Genomic DNA, 20,292 nt, shown 5'->3' on the forward strand with positions numbered 1-20,292 from the left:
AGCCTGTTACATGGCAAAGTTTTTTATCGATCGACCGATCTTCGCGTGGGTGATCGCGATCATCCTGATGCTGGCGGGGATGGCGTCGATCTTCACGCTGCCGGTCGCGCAGTATCCGACGATCGCGCCGCCCGCGATCCAGATCAGCGCGACGTATCCGGGCGCATCCGCGAGCACCGTCGAAAACACGGTGACGCAGGTGATCGAGCAGCAGATGACCGGCCTCGACCACTTGCTGTACCTGTCGTCGACGTCCGATGACTCGGGCACGGCCACCGTCACGCTGACGTTCGCGGCGGGCACGAACCCGGACATCGCGCAGGTGCAGGTGCAGAACAAGCTGCAGCTCGCGACGCCGCTGCTTCCGCAAGTCGTGCAGCAGTTGGGCACGAAGGTCACGAAGTCGAGTTCGAGCTTCCTGCTCGTGCTCGCGTTCGTGTCCGAAGACGGCAGCATGAGCAAGTACGACCTCGCGAACTACGTGGCGTCGAACGTGGCGGATCCGCTCTCGCGTATCGACGGCGTCGGTACGACGACGCTGTTCGGCTCGCAGTACGCGATGCGCGTCTGGCTCGATGCGACCAAGCTCACGAACTTCGCGCTCACGCCTGTCGACGTGAAGAACGCGATCACGAACCAGAACGTGCAGGTGGCGGCGGGTGCGCTCGGCGGCACGCCGGCGGTGCCGGGGCAGATGCTCCAGGCGACCATCACGGAAGCGACGCTGCTGCGCACGCCCGAGCAGTTCGGCAACATCCTGCTGAAAGTGAATCAGGACGGCTCGCGCGTGTTGCTGAAGGATGTCGCGCGGATCGAACTCGGCGGCGAAAACTACAACTTCGATACGAAGTACAACGGACAGCCGACGGCCGGCTTCGGTATCCAGCTCGCGACGGGCGCGAACGCGCTCCAGACCGCGAAACTGGTCCGCCAGAAGATCGACGATCTGTCGAAATACTTCCCGCATGGACTGGTGGTGAAGTATCCGTATGACACGACGCCGTTCGTGCGACTGTCGATCGAGGAAGTGGTCAAGACGCTGATCGAAGGCATCGTGCTCGTGTTCCTCGTGATGTATCTGTTCCTGCAGAACCTGCGGGCGACGATCATCCCGACGATCGCGGTGCCGGTCGTTCTGCTCGGCACGTTCGCGATCATGTCGGCGGTGGGCTTCTCGATCAACGTGCTGTCGATGTTCGGCCTCGTGCTCGCGATCGGCCTGCTCGTCGACGATGCGATCGTGGTCGTGGAGAACGTCGAGCGGGTGATGTCGGAGGAGCATTTATCGCCGCGCGAAGCGACCCGCAAGGCGATGGGGCAGATCACCGGCGCGCTGGTCGGCGTGGCGCTCGTGCTGTCGGCGGTGTTCGTGCCGGTGGCCTTCTCCGGCGGCTCGGTCGGCGCGATCTACCGTCAGTTCTCGCTGACGATCGTCGCGGCGATGGTGCTGTCCGTCATGGTCGCGCTGATTCTCACGCCGGCGCTGTGCGCGACGATCCTGAAGCCGCATCCGGAAGGGCATGAGCCCGAGAAGAAGGGCTTCTTCGGCTGGTTCAACCGCACGTTCAACAAGAGTCAGGAGAAGTATCACAGCGGCGTGCAGCACGTCATTCGCCGCTCGGGACGCTGGCTCATCATCTATATCGTCGTGATCGTCGCGGTGGGCATGCTGTTCCTGCGTCTGCCGAAGTCGTTCCTGCCCGATGAAGACCAGGGCACGATGTTCGTGCTCGTGAACGCGCCGTCCGGCTCCACGCAGGAGTACACCGCGCACGTTCTGAAGGACGTGCAGGACTATCTGCTGAAGGACGAGAAATCGATCGTCGAATCGGTCTTCACGGTGAACGGCTTCTCGTTCGCGGGCCGCGGCCAGAACTCCGGCCTCGTGTTCGTGCGGATGAAGGACTACGCGGAACGTCAGCACAGCGACCAGAAGGTGCAGGCGCTCGTCGGACGCATGTTCATGCACTTCGCGCCTTACAAGGACGCGATGATCTTCCCGGTCAATCCGCCTTCGATTCCGGAACTCGGCACGGCGGCGGGCTTCGACTTCGAGCTGCAGGATCGCGGCGGCCTCGGCCACGCGAAGCTGATGGAAGCGCGCAACATGCTGCTCGGCATGGCCGCGAAGGATCCGACGCTCGCACAGGTGCGTCCGAACGGCCTGAACGACACCCCGCAGTTCAAGGTGAATGTCGATCGCGAGAAGGCGAGCGCGCTCGGCATCGCCGTATCGGACATCGATCAGACATTCTCGATCGCGTGGGCGTCGCAGTACGTGAACAACTTCCTCGACGTCGACAACCGGATCAAGAAAGTCTACGTGCAGGGCGATGGTCCGTTCCGCATGAACCCCGACGACCTGAACAAGTGGTACGTGCGCAATGGCGCCGGAACGATGGTGCCGTTCGGCGCCTTCGCGACGGGCAACTGGACCTACGGTTCGCCGAAGCTCGAACGCTACAACGGCATCTCGGCGGTGGAAATCCAGGGCGCGGCGGCGGCGGGCAAGTCGACCGGCCAGGCGATGACCGCGATGGAAGCGATCGCGGCGAAGCTGCCGGCGGGCATCGGCTACGAATGGACGGGCCTTTCCTATCAGGAACGCCAGTCGGGTTCGCAGGCGCCGATTCTCTACGGCATCTCGATCCTCGTCGTGTTCCTGTGTCTCGCGGCGCTGTATGAAAGCTGGTCGATTCCGTTCTCGGTCATCATGGTCGTGCCGCTCGGCGTGCTCGGCGCGCTGCTCGCGGCGACGCTGCGCGGTCTGGAAAACGACGTGTTCTTCCAGGTCGGCCTGTTGACGACGGTGGGTCTGTCGGCGAAGAACGCGATTCTGATCGTGGAATTCGCGCGCGAGTTGCGGATGCAGGGCATGTCGACGGTCGAAGCGGCGATGGAAGCGGCGCGCCTGCGGTTGCGCCCGATCCTGATGACCTCGCTCGCGTTCATTCTCGGCGTGATGCCGCTCGCGATCAGTAACGGCGCGGGCTCGGCGAGCCAGCACGCGATCGGCACGGGCGTGATCGGCGGCATGTTGACCGCGACCTTCCTCGCCATCTTCATGATTCCGATGTTCTTCGTCGTTATCAGCAAGTTCAGCAAGAGCAAGGACGTGCCGGCGCCGGGTTCGTCGGGCGACATCGAAGGCACGAACGGTAAGGAAGGACACTGAGATGCTTAAACATTCCTTGATCGCGGCCGCCGTGGCGGTATTCGCCGCGGGCTGCACGCTCCAGCCGAAGTACGAGCGTCCGCCCGAGCCCGTCACGCAGACGTTTCCGGAAGGCGGCGTGTACGCGCACCAGCCGGATGCGAGTTCGAGCGCGAGCAACGGCCGCACGGCGAACGGCCAGAGCGCGCCGGACATCGGCTGGCGCGATTTCTTCGCCGATGCGCGCCTGCAGAAGATCGTCGAGCTCGCGCTGAAGAACAATCGCGACCTGCGCGTCTCGGTGCTCAACGTCGATGCGGCGCGCGCGCAGTATCAGATCACGCGCGCGGGTCTGTTCCCGACGCTCGATGCGGCCGCGTCGCAGACGAAGCAGCGCACGCCGAAGAATCTGTCGTTCTTCGGTAACACGATCTCGAACGAGTATTCGGTCGGCCTGAATGCGTCGTGGGAAATCGACTTCTTCGGGCGCATCCGCAGCCTGAAGGATCAGGCGCTCGCGCAATATCTGTCGACGGCGGAATCGCGCAAGGCGGCGGAGATCTCGCTGGTGTCGTCGGTGGCGGACCAGTATCTGACGATGCTCGCCTACGACGATCAACTCGTCGTCACGCAGAACACGCTCAAGACGGCGCAGGAGTCGTTCCGCATCACCAAGCTGCAATACGAGAACGGCACCGGCACCGAACTCGATCTGCGTCAGTCCGAAGGCGTGGTCGAGGAAGCGCAGGCGAATCTGCAGACGCAGTCGCGTTTGCGCGCGCAGGCGGAAAACGCGCTCGTGCTGCTCGTCGGGGAGCCGTTGCCTGCGGATTTGCCGGCCGGCATGCCGCTCGATACGCAGAATCTGCTCTCCGACATTCCCGCGGGTCTGCCGTCCGATCTGCTGACGCGCCGTCCCGATATCGCGGCGGCGGAGCAGTCGCTGCTCGCGGCCAACGCGAATATCGGCGCGGCGCGCGCGGCGTTCTTTCCGCGCGTCTCGCTGACGGGCAGCTTCGGCACGCTGTCGCCGACGCTCGGCGGCCTGTTCAAGCCGGGGTCGGCTGCGTGGTCGTTCGCGCCGCAGATCACGGTGCCGATCTTCGAGGGCGGCCAGAACAAGGCCAATCTCGATCTGGCGAACGTGCAGAAGCGCATCGAGATCGCCAACTACGAGAAGGCGATCCAGACCGCGTTCCGCGAAGTCGCGGACGGCCTCGCCGCGCGCGGCACCTTCGACGAGCAGATCAAGGCGCTCGAGCGCTTCGTCAATTCGCAGAGCCGGCGTCTGGAGCTGTCGGACCTGCGCTATCGCAATGGCGTGGACAGCTATCTGTCGGTACTGACCGCGCAGACGGCGCTTTACGAAGCGCAGCAGCTGCTCATCACGGCGCGGCTGAATCGACTGACGAACCTCGTCGATCTGTATCAGTTCATGGGCGGCGGATGGATCGAGCGTTCCGGCGACGCGCCGCGTCCCGCCGATGCGCCCGTCGACTACGGCTCGCAAGGCGCGCCGCAAGCAGCCTCGGCGCCCGCGGCGAGCTGATTCGCCTAAACCCGTCGCACTCGAAGCCCGGCCGCGCCGGGCTTTTTTTCGCGCTTTCGAACTTGTTCCACATCGTTTTGCATCGATGTCTGGGTGATGCAACAGACTTGGCACATTGTTTCAGTTGCCATCAAAGATCCACACATCTGCCTACTCTTTAGTCTTCCTCACTGCGCGCGATAACTATAATCGGCTGCTTGCCGCAGTCGTGACGGCGCGATCCGTTCCATCGATCGTTCGAAAAAGTCGTTGACGAAGCTCGCCGCGAGCGTCGCATACATTCAGTTATCCCAAAAATATGGCCGCATTTCTTCCGAAAGCGGCCAGCCCCATCCAAGGCGCGCGGGCCGCACGAATGCCCCGGTCGCCGCGGTCAGCGACTTTCGCATCGCACGACAGCACATTGCGCGCGGCTCGCGGTCAACGCGAAGACGCGCGCCTTTCATTGTCAGTAACCTCAGAGGTCTCGCGTTCCATGCGTCTCATACGGATTCCATACCGCCTCATCGGTGTCACGACGGCCGCCTTGCTGGCAGCCGGTTGCGGAGAGAAGCATCCCGCGATGGCGCCGCACACGCCGGAAGTCGGCGTTGTCATCGTCGAGCCGGCCGCTGTGCCGGTCACGACAGAACTCTCGGGCCGCACGAGCGCCTTTCTCGATGCCCAGGTGCGCGCGCGCGTCGATGGCATCGTGCTGCGCCGCGAATTCACGGAAGGCAGCCTCGTCAAGGCCGGGCAACGCCTTTACAAGATCGATCCGGCGCCGTATATCGCGCAACTGAACAACGCGAAGGCGTCGTTCGCGAAGGCCCATGCGAATCTCGTCTCGACCGCGGCGCAGGCCGAGCGCTACAAGGTGCTCGTCGCGTCGAACGCGGTCAGCAAGCAGGACTACGACAACGCCGTGGCGGCGCAAGGCCAGGCCGAAGCCGATGTCGCGTCGGCCAAAGCCGCGATCGACACCGCGCAGATCAAGCTTGGCTATACCGACGTCACGTCGCCGGTTTCGGGGCAGGCCGGCATTTCCCAGGTCACGCCCGGCGCATACGTGCAGGCGGCGCAGGCGACGCTGATGGTCACCGTCCAGCAGCTCGACCCGATGTACGTCGATCTCACGCAATCGAGTCTCGACGGTCTCAAGCTGCGCCGTCAGATTCAGGAAGGGCGTCTTTCGACCAACGGCCCGAACGCGGCGAAGGTCACGCTGATTCTCGAAGACGGCCGTGAGTATCCGGAGCAGGGCAAGCTGCAATTCAGCGATGTGAGCGTCGATCCGTCGACCGGATCGGTGACGCTGCGCGCGATCTTCATGAACAAGGACCGGGTGCTGCTGCCGGGCATGTTCGTGCGCGCGCGCATCGAGCAAGGCGTGAATCCGAAGGCGCTCGTCGTGCCGGTGCAGGGCATCACGCACGATCAGAAAGGCACCGCGCTCGCGATGGTCGTCGGCAAGGACAACAAGGTCGCGATGCGCCCGCTCGTCACCTCCGGGACGCTCGGCCAGAGCTGGATCGTCGACAGCGGTCTGAACGCGGGCGATCGCGTGATCGTCGAGGGCATCGATCACGTGCGTCCGGGCATGGAAGTGAAGGCCGTGCCCGCGCGTCAGCCCGAAGCGAAAGCCGACGCTAAAGCCGAAGCGAAAGCCGAAGCGAAAGCCGACGCAACGGCCGCCTCCGGCGCGTAAGGACGGGAGACACGTCCATGGCCAAGTTCTTTATCGATCGCCCGATTTTCGCGTGGGTGATCGCCATCATTCTGATGCTCGCGGGTCTCGCGTCGGTGACGACGCTGCCCGTCGCGCAATATCCGACCATCGCGCCGCCCGCGATCCAGATATCCGCGAACTATCCGGGCGCATCCGCTCAGACCGTCGAAAACACCGTCACGCAGGTGATCGAGCAGCAGATGAGCGGTCTCGACCATCTGCTGTATCTGTCCTCGACCTCCGATGACAGCGGCACCGCCACCGTCACGCTGACGTTCGCGGCCGGCACCAATGCCGACATCGCGCAGGTTCAGGTGCAGAACAAGCTGCAACTGGCCACGCCCAATCTGCCGGCCGTCGTGCAGCAGCTCGGCATCAGCGTGACCAAGTCGAGCAGCAGCTTCCTGCTCGTGCTGGCGTTCGTGTCCGAAGACGGCAGCATGAGCCGCGAAGACCTCGCGAACTACGTGGCGTCGCACGTGCAGGATCCGATCAGCCGGCTGAACGGCGTCGGCACCGTCACGCTCTTCGGCTCGCAGTACGCGATGCGAATCTGGCTCGATCCGAACAAGCTGACCAAATTCAGCCTGACGCCGGTCGACGTGCAGAACGCGCTGACTTCGCAGAACGTGCAGGTCGCGGGCGGCCAGCTCGGCGGCGTGCCCGCGGTGCCGGGCCAGTCGATGCAGGCGACCATCACCGAAGCGACGCTGCTGCGCACACCGGAGCAGTTCGGCAACGTGCTGCTGAAGGTGAATCAGGACGGCTCGCAGGTGCGTATCCGCGACGTGGCGCGCGTCGGTCTCGGCGGCGAGAACTACAACTTCGAGACGCAGTACAACGGCCGTCCGGCTGCCGGATTCGGCATTCAGCTCGCGACCGGCGCGAACGCGCTCGCCACCGCGAATCTGGTGCGCGCGAAAGTCGACGAGCTCGCGAAGTTCTTCCCGCACGGTCTCGTCGTGAAGTATCCGTACGACACCACGCCGTTCGTGAAGCAGTCGATCGCCGACGTCGTGAAGACGCTCATCGAGGCCATCGTGCTGGTGTTCCTCGTGATGTACCTGTTCCTGCAGAACCTGCGCGCGACGCTCATTCCGACCATCGCCGTGCCGGTCGTGCTGCTCGGCACCTTCGCGATCATGGCGGCGGCGGGTTTCTCCATCAACACGCTGTCGATGTTCGGGCTCGTGCTCGCCATCGGCTTGCTGGTGGACGACGCGATCGTGGTCGTCGAAAACGTCGAGCGCGTGATGACCGAAGAGGGACTGTCGCCGAAGGAAGCCACGAAGAAGGCGATGAGTCAGATCACCGGCGCGCTCGTCGGCGTGGCGCTCGTGCTCGCGGCGGTGTTCGTGCCGGTGGCGTTCACGGGCGGCTCGGTCGGCGCGATCTATCGCCAGTTCTCGCTGACGATCGTCTCGGCGATGGGTCTCTCGGTGCTCACCGCGATGGTGCTCACCCCTGCGCTGTGCGCAACGATGCTCAAGCCGCACCCGGAAGGCCACACGGAAAAGACGACCGGCTTCTTCGGCTGGTTCAACCGCACGTTCGCGAAGAGCCAGGCGAAGTATCACGGCGGCGTGGCGCATGTCATCAGGCGTTCGGGGCGCTGGCTCGTCATCTATGTGGTGATCATCGTGGCGGTCGGCATGTTGTTCGCGCGTTTGCCGAAGGCGTTCCTGCCCGATGAAGACCAGGGCACGATGTTCGTGCTGGTGGCGACGCCCGCCGGCTCCACGCAGGAGATGACGCAGCGCGCGCTGGACGATGTCGCGGGCCATCTGCTGAAGAAGGAAAGCGCGCTCGTCGAGTCGGTGTTCACCGTGAACGGTTACAGCTTTGCCGGTCATGGCCAGAACTCGGGTCTCATCTTCGTGCGGCTGAAGGACTTCGCCCAGCGCACGAGCGCCAACGAGAAGGTGCAAGCGCTGGTGGGCCGCACGTACGGCGCGTTCGCGGGCTACAAGAACGCGCTCGTGTTTCCGGTGAATCCGCCGTCGATTCCGGAACTGGGCACGGCGTCGGGCTTCGACTTCGAACTTCAGGATCGCGCCGGTCTCGGCCACGAAAAGCTGATGCAGGCGCGCGCGATGCTCCTCGGCATGGCCGCGAAGGACGAGACGCTCGCGCAGGTCCGGCCGAACGGCCTGAACGACGCGCCGCAGTTCAAGGTGAACATCGACCGTCAGAAGGCGCTGGCGCAGGGCGTCGATCCGTCGAGCATCGACCAGACGTTCTCGATCGCGTGGGCGTCGAAGTACGTGAACAACTTCCTCGATACGGACAGCCGCATCAAGAAGGTGTACATGCAGAGCGATGCGCCGTTCCGCATGTCGCCGGAGAACATCAACAGCTGGTACGTGCGCAACGCGTCGGGCTCGATGGTGCCGTTCTCGTCGTTCGCGACGACCGAATGGAGCTACGGCTCGCCCAAGCTCGAACGCTACAACGGCCTGTCGTCGATCGAAATCCAGGGTGTCGCGAAGCCGGGCAAATCCACCGGCGAGGCGATGGCCGCGATGGAAGCGCTCGCGGCGAAGCTGCCCGCGGGCATCGGCTACGAATGGACGGGGCTGTCGTATCAGCAGATCCAGTCCGGCTCGCAGGCGCCGATTCTTTACGGCATCTCGATCCTCGTCGTGTTCCTGTGTCTCGCGGCGCTGTACGAGAGCTGGTCGATTCCTTTCTCCGTGATCATGGTCGTGCCGCTCGGCGTGGTCGGCGCACTGCTCGCCGTGTCGCTGCGCGGACTGGAGAACGACGTGTTCTTCCAGGTCGGCTTGCTCACGACAGTGGGCTTGTCGGCGAAGAACGCGATTCTGATCGTCGAGTTCGCCCGCGATCTCCAGCTCTCGCAAAAGATGGGGCCGATCGAAGCGGCGCTCGAAGCGGCGCGCCTGCGCCTGCGTCCGATTCTCATGACATCGCTCGCGTTCATTCTCGGCACGATGCCGCTCGCGATCAGCAACGGCGCGGGCTCGGGCAGCCAGCACGCGATCGGCACGGGCGTGATCGGCGGCATGGCGACCGCGACTTTCCTCGCCATTTTCATGGTGCCGATGTTCTTCGTCGTGGTGCGCTCCCGTTTCGGCGGCGACAAGGAGGACACGGATGCCGCGCTCGCGCGTTACGAAGCGCAGCGGCGCGCGCAACAGGGCAACGAAGGACACTGACATGCGTAGACTTTCCTTGATTGCAATGGCCGTCGCCGTACTGGCGACCGGCTGCACGATGGCGCCGAAGTACGAACGCCCCGCCGCGCCGGTGTCGGCGAATTTTCCGGCGCACGGCGTCTACGCGACGCAGCCGGTCGCGACGCCGGACGGCGCACGCAGCGCGAACGGCGTGGCCGCGGCCGATATCGGCTGGCGCGATTTCTTCGTCGATGCGCGTTTGCAGCGGCTCATCGACATCGCGTTGAAGAACAACCGTGACTTGCGCGTCGCGATGCTCAACGTGCAGGCCGCGCAGGCGCAGTATCAGGTCGTCACGACGCTTCTGCTTCCGTCCATCACCGCCGTGGGCGCGCAGTCGAAAACGCGCAAGCCCGACAATCTGTCGTTCTTGAATCAGACCATCTCGAATACCTACACGGTGGGCCTGAATGCGTCGTGGGAGATCGACCTGTTCGGCCGGGTGCAGAGCATGCGGAATCAGGCGCTCGCGAAATATTTCGCGACTGCCTATGCGCGCAAGGCTGCGGAGATTTCGCTCGTCTCGCAAGTGGCGGCGCAGTACCTTCAGGTCTTGCAGACGGACGACCTGCTGAAGGTGACGCATCAGACGCTGGCCAGCGCGAGCGAATCGTACCGGATCGTCAAGCTGCAATTCGACAACGGCGCCGCGTCGGAGCTGGACGTGAGCCAGGCGCAAACGGTGATGGAAGGCGCGGCGGCGAATCTGCAGGCGCAGGAGCGCGCGCGGGCGCAGGCGGTCAATGCGCTCGTGTTGCTGCTCGGCGAGCCGGTGCCCGACGATCTGCCGGGCGGCATGCCGCTCGACGGTCAAAACCTGCTCGCGGACATTCCTGCGGGTCTGCCGTCGGATTTGCTGCTGCGGCGGCCGGACATCATGGAGGCCGAACAGAATCTGCTCGCGGCGAATGCGAACATCGGCGCGGCGCGCGCAGCGTTCTTTCCGAACATTTCGCTGACCGGCATGCTCGGCACACTGAGCCCGACGCTCGGTGGTCTGTTCAAAGCGGGGTCGGCGGGATGGAGCTTTGCGCCGACCATCACCTTGCCGATCTACGGCGATCAGTTCGCGAATCTCGAGTACGCGAATATCCAGAAGAAGATCGAGATCGCCAATTACGAGAAGGCGATTCAATCCGCGTTCAAGGATGTCGCCGATGGTCTCGCCGCGCGCGGCACCTACGATCAGCAGATCGCCGCGCTCGTGCGCGATACGGCCGCGCAGCAACGCCGGCTGGAGTTGTCGACGCTGCGATACAAGCAGGGCGTCGACAGCTATCTCGGCGTGCTGACCGCGCAGCAGGATCTGTATTCGGCGCAGCAGACGCTGATTGCCGCGCGCACGCAGCGGTTGGCGAATCTCGTGACGTTGTATCAGGCGCTGGGAGGCGGGTGGATCGAGCGGACGGGCGATGCGCCGCGGGCGGCGGATGCGGGCTGACGCGCGGCCCTCGCTTCGATAAACAAAAAACGCCGCGGCTCCCGCCGCGGCGCTCAACGCAAGCACAGCCCAAACTCCTCAGTGCGCGTCGCCCGCATGGGCCGCGCCTTCGAACTCATGCGCGGCTTCACGCGCATCGCGTTCGGCATCGCGTTCCTTGCGCACGCCGTTGAACACGATGTTCAACACCACCGCCGACACCGACGCCAGCAGAATCCCGCTGTGAAGGATCGGCTCGAGCGCGTGCGGCAGTTGCGTGAAGAACTTCGGCGCGACGACCGGCACCATGCCCATCCCGACGCTCACCGCGACGATGAACAGGTTGTGCTGATTCTTCGAGAAGTCCACGCGCGACAGCGTCTTGATGCCGTTCGCCGCGACCATGCCGAACATCACGATGCCCGCGCCGCCGAGCACGAACGGCGGCACCGACGCCACCACCTGCGCCATTTTCGGAAAGAGGCCGAGCACGACGAGAATCACGCCGCCTGTCGCGCAGACGAAGCGGCTCTTCACGCCCGTCACGCCGATCAAACCGACGTTCTGCGAAAACGACGTATGCGGGAACGAGTTGAAGATGCCGCCGATCAGCGTGCCGAGACCGTCGACACGCAAGCCGCGCACGAGCGCCTTCTGGTCGACCGGACGCTCGACGAGATCGCCGACCGCGAGGAACATGCCCGTTGATTCGATGAACGTCACGAACATGACGATGACCATCGTCGCGACGGAGAGCGCATCGAAATGCGGCATGCCGAAGTGGAACGGCAGCACGATGCCGACCCACGGCGCGTGCGCGACGCCGTCCATGTCGACGCGGCCGAGCATCGCGGCGATCACGAAGCCGACGACGATCCCGAGCAGCACCGAAATATTCGCGATGAAACCTCGCGCGAACTTGTTGATGAGCAGAATCAGCGACAACACGACGAGCGACAGCAGCAGGAAGACCGGATTGCCGTAGTCGGGATTGCCGATGCCGCCCGCCGCCCAGTTGATGCCCACGCCCATCAGCGAGAGGCCGATCACCGCGATCACCGTGCCGACCACGACCGGCGGGAAGAAGCGCAGGAGCTTGCCGATCATCGGCGCGAGGACGATGCCGATGACGCCCGCCGCGATGGTCGCGCCGAACACGTCGAGAATGCCGAGCGAAGGATTCGTGCCGATCGCGACCATCGGGCCGACGGCGGCGAAGGTGCAGCCCATGATGACGGGCAGGCGAATGCCGAAGATCCACAGGCCGAGCGTCTGGATCAGCGTGGCGACGCCGCACGAGAACAGATCCGCGCTGATGAGAAACGCGACCTGATCTTTCGGCAGGCCCATCGCGGCGCCGAGGATCAGCGGCACCGCCACCGCGCCCGCGTACATCACCAGAACGTGCTGGATGCCGAGCGTCAGCAGTTGACCGGCGGGGAGCCGTTCGTCGCACGGATGCACCGACGGGTTCACCGAACTTGAAGCCATGTCTCTCTCCTATGTCTACTTCCATTTGAATGGCCTCCAAGTTAAGTGCATCGGCAACCATGAACAAGACCACGCGGCGCTATACGTCGCGTTCGCGTGCCGATATGGGTCTCGCGCGCCGCGAGCGGCGCAAACGTGCGAACGGCCCTGTCACAAGGGGTTTGACGCAAATCAAGGGAAATTCGTCGCCTGACGGAAGGCCGCGATCTTCGGACGGTCGTTATGATGTGCATCACGCCCCGCGTATAGTCCATTTTTCACGTTCATCGCGCGATGGCGGGGTTAACCCCCGTTTTACGCGTTTTCCCTAACGCCTTTTCAGACTCGGAATCCCATGCGTTTTTTAGGCATCGATCTCGGCACGGGCTCCCTCAAGCTCGCGATCGTCGATGAAGCCGGACGCGACATCGCGTCGTCGAGTGCGGCGTACGCGGTGACGAGCGCGCAGCCCGGCTGGGCCGAAACCAGCGTCGATGCGTGGTATGGCGCGCTCGTCGACGCAGCATCGCGTTTGCCCGCCAACGAGCGTCAAGCGGTGCGCGGCATCGGCTTTTCGGGGCAGATGCACGGCGTCGTTTTGACCGACGCGCATGGCCACGCGCTTCGCCCCGCGATGCTGTGGCCCGACACCCGTGCCCGCGATCTGCTCGACGCGTGGCGCGAGCCGCAGCCGAATCCGGTCGCGCCCGGCATGGCGGGGCCGTTGCTGCGCTGGCTCGCATCGAACGAACCGCGGATCGCGGCGCAAACGCGCTGGGCCTTGCAGCCGAAAGACTGGCTGCGCGCGAAGCTCGGCGGTGCGTTCGTCACCGATGCATCCGATGCGTGCGCGACCGCGCTCGCCGCGCCATCGGGCGAATGGGACGAGGCGCTGATCGGCCGGCTCGGCTTGCCGCGCGCGTGGTTCGCGCCGCTCGCGGCATCGCATGAAGTCGCCGGCGCGTTGTCTGCGGCGTCGGCGTCCGCGCTCGGTCTCGAAGCGGGCATTCCGATGGCCGTCGGCGCCGGCGATACGCCGTGCGCTGCGCTCGGCAGCGGCCTTTGCGCCGATGGCGACGCGCTCCTCACCACCGGCACCGGCGGGCAGATCGTCGTCATGTGCGCCGACGCGCCCGCGCCCGTGCACGGCCTGCACACGTATCGCGCGGCCAACGGCGCGTGGTATCGCATGGCGGCGATGCAGAACGTCGGCGTCGCGCTGGAAGCGGTGCGCGGCTGGCTCGGTTACGCATCGTGGCCCGACGCCTACGACGACGCCTTCGCCGCGTCCGCGAGTGCATCGGCGAGCTTTCTGCCGTATCTGAGCGGCGAACGCTCACCATGGATGAACCCGAACGCGCGCGGCGGCTGGCTCGGACTCGGCCTCGAGGACACGCGCGGCACGATGATGCGCGCCGCGTTCGAGGGCGTGGCATTCGCATTGCGTGCGGGACTCGACGCGATTCGCGCCAACGGCACGCCGCTCGATGCGATGCTGCTCGCGGGGGGCGGCTCGGTCGATCCGCGCTGGCGGCAGTTGCTCGCCGATGCATTGCGCGTCGAGCTGCGCGCCGTCGATTGCCCGAACGCGGCGACGCGAGGCGCGGCGCTGCTCGGCGGCATCGCGGCGGGGCAGTGGCGCATCGGCGATATCGCTTCGCTCGCACCGAAGGCGACGCTCGCCGCGACGCCGCGTCCGAATCCGTCGCTCGACCAGCGGCTCGCCCGTTTCATCGATCTGTACCGGCGCACCGAAGACTGGTTCGCGATCGGGCGCGAGTCCGCTTAAACTTGCGTACCTTGGATCCCGACGCCATGCGCGCCGGGGAGTATGAAGCGACGCTTCATATGAGCGGTAACTGAAGCTCGCTTCGTCACGACAACATCGAACTCAGCCATGCCCGCACCGTCACCGTCACATCCCGATTTCCGCTCGCGCGCGTTCCTGCTCGATCACGCGCTGCGCACGATGACCTTCTATCATCCGCACTGCATGGACCCGGCGGGCGGCTTCTACCACTTCTACAAGAACGACGGCACGATCTACGACCGCACGTCGCGTCATCTCGTGTCGAGCACCCGCTTCGTCTTCAACTATGCGATGGCCTACAAGCACTTCGGCCTCGACGAATATCGCGGCGGCGTGGCGCATGGCATCGAATATCTGCGCGCGGTTCATCGCAATCCGCAGACGGGCGGCTATGCGTGGACGTTGAACGGCCGCGACGTCACGGATGCAACGAATCATTGCTATGGCCTCGCGTTCGTCGTGCTCGCGTATGCGAAGGCGGTCGAAGCCGGATTCGACGAAGCGCGCGCGTATCTCGACGAAACCTGGCATCTGATGGAGACGCACTTCTGGGACGCGCAGCACGGCCTTTACAAGGACGAGGCGAGCGCGGACTGGCAAGTGTCCGACTATCGCGGGCAGAACGCGAACATGCATACGTGCGAAGCGCTGCTCGCCGCGTTCGAAGCGACCGGAGAAGCGCGCTATCTCGATCGCGCGGCGCTGCTCGCGGACAACATGGTGAATCGGCAGGCCGCGCTCGCGGGCGGGCTCGTGTGGGAACACTACAAGCCGGACTGGTCGATCGACTGGGACTACAACAAGGGCGATCGCAGCAATATTTTCAGGCCGTGGGGCTTTCAGCCTGGGCATCAGACGGAATGGGCGAAGTTGCTGCTGATCCTGGATCGTCATCGGCCGGAGGCGTGGCACGTCACGCGTGCGCGCGAGCTGTTCGATCGCGCGCTGCAATTGTCGTGGGATCACGAGCACGGCGGCATGGTCTATGGCTTCGACACCGAAGGCAAGTTCTACGACGAAGACAAGTATTTCTGGGTTCAGGCGGAATCGTTCGCGGCGGCCGCGCTGCTCGCGGATCGCGCGCAACGCGATGGCGACGCGGCGCTTGCCGCGCGTTACTGGAACGATTACGACCGCCTGTGGACTTATAGCTGGGAGCATTTCGTCGATCACAAGTGGGGTGCGTGGTATCGCATTCTCACGCGCGACAATCGCCAGTACAGCGACGAGAAAAGCCCGGCGGGCAAGACGGACTATCACACGATGGGCGCATGCTACGAAGTCCTGAATATCGTGCGCTGAAACAATCACAACCTTGGGAGTCAGACGATGAAAACGAAAGCAGCAATCGCATGGGAAGCCGGCAAGCCGTTGACGATCGAAGAAGTCGATCTCGAAGGTCCGCGCGCGGGTGAAGTGCTGATCGAGGTGAAGGCGACGGGCATCTGCCACACCGATTACTACACGCTCTCCGGCGCGGATCCGGAAGGCATTTTCCCCGCGATTCTCGGGCATGAAGGCGCGGGCGTCGTCGTCGATGTCGGGCCGGGCGTCGGCACGTTGCGAAAAGGCGATCACGTCATTCCGCTCTACACACCGGAATGCCGCGAGTGCAAGTTCTGTCTGTCGCGCAAGACCAATCTCTGCCAGAAGATTCGCGCGACGCAAGGCAAAGGCCTCATGCCCGATGCGACTTCGCGCTTCTCGCTCGATGGCAAACCGCTGTTCCATTACATGGGGACGTCGACGTTTTCGAATTACATCGTCGTGCCGGAGATCGCGGTGGCGAAAGTGCGCGAGGACGCGCCGTTCGACAAGATCTGCTATATCGGTTGCGGCGTGACGACGGGCGTCGGCGCGGTCGTGTATTCGGCGAAGGTGGAAGCGGGCGCGAATGTCGTCGTATTCGGGCTGGGCGGCATCGGCCTGAACGTGATTCAGGGCGCGAAGATGGTCGGCGCGGACAAGATCATCGGCGTCGATATCAATCCGGGCCGCGTCGAGCTCGCGAAGAAGTTCGGCATGACGCACTTCATCAACCCGAAGGAAGTGGAGAACGTCGTCGATCACATCGTGCAATTGACCGATGGCGGCGCGGATTATTCGTTCGAATGCGTCGGCAATACCACGCTCATGCGTCAGGCGCTCGAATGCACGCACAAGGGCTGGGGCCAGTCGTTCATCATCGGCGTGGCGGCGGCGGGGCAAGAAATCAGCACGCGTCCGTTCCAGCTCGTCACGGGCCGCGAATGGAAGGGCTCGGCGTTCGGCGGCGCGCGCGGCCGCACGGATGTGCCGAAGATCGTCGACTGGTACATGGAAGGCAAGATCAACATCGACGATCTGATCACGCATCATCTGAAGCTGGAGCAGATCAACGACGGCTTCGACCTGATGAAGAAGGGCGAGTCGATTCGTTCCGTCGTCATCTATTGAGCTACTGAGCGAGGAAAACGCGATGCTGGAACTCGTGGAAGAACATCGTTGTTTCGATGGCGTGCAGCGCATCTATCGGCATGAATCGCAGACTATCGGCCTGCCGATGCGCTTTTCCGTCTTTTTGCCTGCTGCCGCGTCTTCTTCGAAGGTGCCGGCGTTGTTTTATCTCGCCGGCCTGACTTGCACCGAAGAGACGTTCCCGATCAAGGCGGGCGCGCAACGTTACGCGGCGGAGCACGGCATCGCGCTGATTGCGCCGGATACTTCGCCGCGTGGCGCGGATATTCCGGGCGAGAAGGATTCGTGGGATTTCGGCGTCGGCGCGGGGTTTTATGTCGATGCGACGCGCGAGCCTTGGGCGCGGCGTTATCGCATGTACTCGTATGTGACGCAGGAGTTGCGCGAGACAGTTCTCGCGGAGTTGCAGGTGCGAGAGGATCGTATCGGCATCTTCGGGCATTCGATGGGCGGGCACGGGGCGCTCGTGCTCGCGTTGCGCAATCCGGATCTTTATCGGAGTGTGTCGGCGTTTGCGCCTATTGCGGCGCCGTCGCAGTGTCCGTGGGGCGTGAAAGCGTTTTCTGGCTATCTCGGCGATGATCGTTCGGCGTGGGCGCAGTACGATGCGAGCGAGTTGATTCTCGGCGATGCGGCTGCCCGGTTCGAAGGCGGGATTCTCATCGATCAGGGACTGGCGGATCAGTTTCTCGCCGAGCAGTTGCACCCTGATGTCTTGGAGCGCAATGCGCGTGATGCCGGACACAGTTTGATCGTGCGGCGGCATGAAGGCTATGACCACGGGTATTTCTTTATTTCTACCTTCGTCGGGGAGCATGTCGCGCATCATGCGCGGGTTTTGTGTCGGTGAGGTTTGGTCTTCTTGTTGTTGCCGGATCCCGTGATCGTGTCGGTCTATTGGCGTTGCCCCTGTGCGGGGCGGCATTGCTGACAGACCGACGCGATCACGGGCTCCAGCGAAGAAATCAATTCCCCCGCTTTCCCAACAAGCTCGCCCCATAAACAACCGCAGCCAGCATAGTGATCCAGAAACTAGTAGGCCAATCGGTATAGAAGGCGAGCGTAAGCCCAGCCCAAGCCTGTGCGAGTGCAAACAGCGCCGCAAGCACGAGCCCTGACGACAATCGCGTCGTGACGTTCTGCGCCGCCGCCGCGGGCCCGACCATCAACGCAAAAACGAGCAGCACCCCGACGATCTGCGTGCAAGCCGCGACTGCCAGCGCGGTGATCGCGAGAAACATCACGGAGACGAGCCGCAACGACACGCCCTTGGCCTCCGCGAGCTCCGGCTGCAAGGACGCAAACAACAAAGGCCGCATGATGACCGCAAGCGCACCGAGGCTGACGACAGCGAGCCCGGCAAGCACGACCAGCGTGTCATGACTCACGCCAAGCACGTTGCCGAACAGAAGCGCAGTAGCCTGAGTCGCATACGCGGTGAAGAAGTGCAGAAACAGCAACCCGAACCCGAGCGAGAGAGAAAGAATCACACCGATGGCCACATCGCGGCCCGAGAGCCGCTCGCCGAGCGCACCCATCCCGACGCCCGCCGCGAGCGTGAATCCGACCATCCCCCAGAGCGGCGGCATGCCGAGCAGCACCGCGCCCGTCGCGCCGGTAAAGCCGACGTGCGATAGCGCGTGACCCGCGAAGGTCTGTCCGCGCAGCACGAGAAAATACCCGACGATCCCCGACAGCACCGCGACGATCCCCGACGCCGCGAATGCATTCACCATGAAGTCGTATTCGAACATTGCGCTTTCTATTTGACGTGACTGTGGCTGTGGCCGTGATCGTGCTCATGGCCGTGATCGTGTTCATGCTCGTGCTCTCCGCCTTCCTCGTGCGCGTGATCGAGCTTGTCGATTTCGACATCGCCCGACATCACGAAGATGCGGCCGTTCACGCGCATCACGTCGATGGGCGAGCCGTACAGACGCGAGAGCACCGGCTTCGAAATGACTTCATCGACAGTTCCGAGCGCCGCGCGCCCGCTGCCGAGATAAAGCACGCGGTCGAGCGAATTGAGCAGCGGATTGAGTTCGTGCGCCGAGAACAGCACGGTGATGTTCAACTCGCGCTGCACCCGCCGCACGAGTTCGACGACCCCCGTCTGATGCCGCGGATCGAGGCTGATCAGCGGCTCGTCGAGCAGCAACAGACGCGGATTGCCGAGCAGACACTGCGCGAGCAAAAGACGCTGGCGCTCGCCGCCCGACAACTCCGACAACGGACGCGAAGCAAGCTGATGCGCGCCGACGAGCTCCAGCACGCGCTCGACATCCGCACGGATGCGGGCATTGCGATGCGGCAGTCCCCAGTGATGACCGTCCGCGGCCATCGCGACGAAATCGCGGCCGAGCACGCGCCGGTTCGCGAGACCCGTGCGTATCTGCGGCATATAGCCGATCGACGGATTGCCGCGCACGACCGCTTCGCCATTCACGCGAATCGTCCCGCTCTTCACAGGCACGAGTCCGAGCAGGGCGCGCATCAGCGTGGTCTTGCCCGCGCCGTTCGGCCCGAGCACGCCGATGAACTCGCCGTTCTTCACCGTGAAACTCGCGTCGTTGAGAATCTCGCGCCCGCCGAGCGCGAGCGTCACGCGATCGACTTCGAGCGCGGGCTGCATCGTCGCATTCATCGCTGCCATCCTTGCAAGGCGCCCGCTAGCGAGTCGAGCTGCGACTGCATCCATTGCTGATACGTCTTCTTCGCGGGCAAGGTCTCCGTCACGCTGATGCTCGGCACATGCGCGTCCTTCGCGATGTCGAGCAGACGCTTCGTCAGCGCGCCCGTCGCCTGGCTGTTGTAGATGAGCACATGCACGCGACGCTCGCGCAGATCCTTCTCGAACGCGGCGATGTCGGCGGGACTCGGCTCGGTCTCGTTCATCGACGCGAGCTGGAAGCGCTGGTTGCGCATCTCGAAGCCGATCGCATCGGCCATGTAGCCGAACACCGGCTCGGTCGCCGTCACGGGCACGCCCTTGTAATGCGACTTCATCTGCGCGACGGTCGCGTCGATCGGTTTCATCGAATCGAGGAACGCTGCGAGGCGCGCGTCGTAATCGCTCTTGTGCGACGGGTCCGCGCTCACGAGATACGCGCTCACCGCCTTCGCGACGACGGGCATCGTCGCCGGGTCGTACCAGAGGTGCGGATTGTCGCCGCCCTTCTTGCCGACGAGCTTCGCCGCGACGATCGCCGTGCGCTTGCCATTGCTCTTCGATGCCGCGAGCAACTTGTCCATCCACGGATCGTAATCCGCGCCGTTATAGACGACGAGCGCCGCGTGCTGCAACGCGCGCGCGGTCTTGGGACTGGCTTCGAAGAGATGCGGGTCTTCGTCCGGATTGTTGAGGATGCTCGTCACCTGCACGTGATCGCCGCCGAGCTGGCGAATGACGTCGCCGTAAAAGTTCTCCGCCGCGACGACCGGCACGCGCGCGGTCTGTGCCGATGCCGCGCTGCAAAAGCCGAGCGCGAGGGCGAAGCAGGTCAGGACGTGCGCGAGTTTCATCGATT

13 protein-coding genes are annotated in these 20,292 nt (G+C 64.1%); 9 read left to right on the forward strand and 4 right to left on the reverse strand.

The window, feature by feature from the left end:
* Positions 1-10 precede the first annotated feature (10 nt).
* From NCR93_RS02810 to NCR93_RS02830, 5 genes are all read left to right on the forward strand, one after another.
* A complete protein-coding gene (locus tag NCR93_RS02810; RefSeq protein ID WP_008351306.1) occupies positions 11-3,175 on the forward strand; it encodes an efflux RND transporter permease subunit in 3,165 nt (1,054 codons plus the stop codon).
* A gap of 1 nt (position 3,176) precedes the next feature.
* A complete protein-coding gene (locus NCR93_RS02815; protein WP_008351304.1) occupies positions 3,177-4,703 on the forward strand; it encodes an efflux transporter outer membrane subunit in 1,527 nt (508 codons plus the stop codon).
* A gap of 475 nt (positions 4,704-5,178) precedes the next feature.
* Complete coding sequence (locus NCR93_RS02820) at positions 5,179-6,390, forward strand: efflux RND transporter periplasmic adaptor subunit (protein WP_175979855.1); 1,212 nt, start codon at positions 5,179-5,181, stop codon at positions 6,388-6,390.
* A gap of 17 nt (positions 6,391-6,407) precedes the next feature.
* On the forward strand, positions 6,408-9,587 hold the full coding sequence (locus tag NCR93_RS02825; protein ID WP_175979856.1) for an efflux RND transporter permease subunit: 3,180 nt from the start codon (positions 6,408-6,410) through the stop codon (positions 9,585-9,587).
* A 1-nt stretch (position 9,588) separates the two neighbouring features.
* Positions 9,589-11,049, forward strand: a complete 1,461-nt coding sequence (locus NCR93_RS02830; protein ID WP_175979857.1) for an efflux transporter outer membrane subunit — start codon at positions 9,589-9,591, stop codon at positions 11,047-11,049.
* Between the two features lie 78 nt (positions 11,050-11,127).
* On the opposite strand, the gene NCR93_RS02835 is transcribed toward NCR93_RS02830, so the two are convergent.
* Positions 11,128-12,519 (reverse strand): nucleobase:cation symporter-2 family protein, encoded by a 1,392-nt coding sequence (locus NCR93_RS02835; protein WP_008351297.1) that lies wholly within the window; start codon positions 12,517-12,519, stop codon positions 11,128-11,130.
* A gap of 334 nt (positions 12,520-12,853) precedes the next feature.
* On the opposite strand from NCR93_RS02835, the gene NCR93_RS02840 reads away from it, so the two are divergent.
* The 4 genes from NCR93_RS02840 (at position 12,854) to fghA (ending at position 17,615) form a co-directional block, all read left to right on the forward strand.
* Positions 12,854-14,287 carry a xylulokinase gene (locus tag NCR93_RS02840; protein ID WP_239294294.1) on the forward strand — a complete coding sequence of 478 codons (1,434 nt, stop codon included), beginning with the start codon at positions 12,854-12,856 and terminating at the stop codon, positions 14,285-14,287.
* A 108-nt stretch (positions 14,288-14,395) separates the two neighbouring features.
* Positions 14,396-15,610, forward strand: coding sequence for an AGE family epimerase/isomerase (locus NCR93_RS02845; RefSeq protein ID WP_008351284.1), 1,215 nt, complete (start codon positions 14,396-14,398; stop codon positions 15,608-15,610).
* A 27-nt stretch (positions 15,611-15,637) separates the two neighbouring features.
* Positions 15,638-16,744 carry an S-(hydroxymethyl)glutathione dehydrogenase/class III alcohol dehydrogenase gene (locus NCR93_RS02850; RefSeq protein WP_008351283.1) on the forward strand — a complete coding sequence of 369 codons (1,107 nt, stop codon included), beginning with the start codon at positions 15,638-15,640 and terminating at the stop codon, positions 16,742-16,744.
* Positions 16,745-16,766: 22 nt separating this feature from the next.
* Complete coding sequence (gene fghA / locus NCR93_RS02855; protein WP_175979859.1) at positions 16,767-17,615, forward strand: S-formylglutathione hydrolase; 849 nt, start codon at positions 16,767-16,769, stop codon at positions 17,613-17,615.
* Positions 17,616-17,730: 115 nt separating this feature from the next.
* On the opposite strand, the gene NCR93_RS02860 is transcribed toward fghA, so the two are convergent.
* Genes NCR93_RS02860 through NCR93_RS02870 form a run of 3 tightly spaced genes read right to left on the reverse strand, consistent with a single transcriptional unit; the run spans position 17,731 to position 20,287 of the window.
* The gene (locus NCR93_RS02860; RefSeq protein WP_175979860.1) at positions 17,731-18,519 is read right to left on the reverse strand and encodes a metal ABC transporter permease; all 789 of its coding nucleotides are present in this window, start codon (positions 18,517-18,519) and stop codon (positions 17,731-17,733) included.
* An 8-nt stretch (positions 18,520-18,527) separates the two neighbouring features.
* Positions 18,528-19,409, reverse strand: coding sequence for a metal ABC transporter ATP-binding protein (locus tag NCR93_RS02865; protein WP_008351261.1), 882 nt, complete (start codon positions 19,407-19,409; stop codon positions 18,528-18,530).
* Positions 19,406-20,287, reverse strand: a complete 882-nt coding sequence (locus NCR93_RS02870) for a metal ABC transporter solute-binding protein (RefSeq protein WP_051996842.1) — start codon at positions 20,285-20,287, stop codon at positions 19,406-19,408. Before NCR93_RS02870 ends, NCR93_RS02865 begins: the two co-directional genes overlap by 4 nt.
* Positions 20,288-20,292: the final 5 nt, after the last annotated feature.

Source organism: Caballeronia sp. ATUFL_F1_KS39, assembly GCF_023630985.1.
Taxonomy (GTDB): Bacteria; Pseudomonadota; Gammaproteobacteria; order Burkholderiales; family Burkholderiaceae; genus Caballeronia; species Caballeronia zhejiangensis.

Bases quoted from the DNA above. Each gene is read 5' to 3' on its own strand.
- NCR93_RS02810 (WP_008351306.1), top strand. From the start codon at position 11: ATGGCAAAGTTTTTTATCGATCGACCGATCTTCGCGTGGGTGATCGCG.
- NCR93_RS02815 (WP_008351304.1), top strand. From the start codon at position 3,177: ATGCTTAAACATTCCTTGATCGCGGCCGCCGTGGCGGTATTCGCCGCG.
- NCR93_RS02820 (WP_175979855.1), top strand. From the start codon at position 5,179: ATGCGTCTCATACGGATTCCATACCGCCTCATCGGTGTCACGACGGCC.
- NCR93_RS02825 (WP_175979856.1), top strand. From the start codon at position 6,408: ATGGCCAAGTTCTTTATCGATCGCCCGATTTTCGCGTGGGTGATCGCC.
- NCR93_RS02830 (WP_175979857.1), top strand. From the start codon at position 9,589: ATGCGTAGACTTTCCTTGATTGCAATGGCCGTCGCCGTACTGGCGACC.
- NCR93_RS02835 (WP_008351297.1), bottom strand. From the start codon at position 12,519: ATGGCTTCAAGTTCGGTGAACCCGTCGGTGCATCCGTGCGACGAACGG.
- NCR93_RS02840 (WP_239294294.1), top strand. From the start codon at position 12,854: ATGCGTTTTTTAGGCATCGATCTCGGCACGGGCTCCCTCAAGCTCGCG.
- NCR93_RS02845 (WP_008351284.1), top strand. From the start codon at position 14,396: ATGCCCGCACCGTCACCGTCACATCCCGATTTCCGCTCGCGCGCGTTC.
- NCR93_RS02850 (WP_008351283.1), top strand. From the start codon at position 15,638: ATGAAAACGAAAGCAGCAATCGCATGGGAAGCCGGCAAGCCGTTGACG.
- fghA (WP_175979859.1), top strand. From the start codon at position 16,767: ATGCTGGAACTCGTGGAAGAACATCGTTGTTTCGATGGCGTGCAGCGC.
- NCR93_RS02860 (WP_175979860.1), bottom strand. From the start codon at position 18,519: ATGTTCGAATACGACTTCATGGTGAATGCATTCGCGGCGTCGGGGATC.
- NCR93_RS02865 (WP_008351261.1), bottom strand. From the start codon at position 19,409: ATGAATGCGACGATGCAGCCCGCGCTCGAAGTCGATCGCGTGACGCTC.
- NCR93_RS02870 (WP_051996842.1), bottom strand. From the start codon at position 20,287: ATGAAACTCGCGCACGTCCTGACCTGCTTCGCCCTCGCGCTCGGCTTT.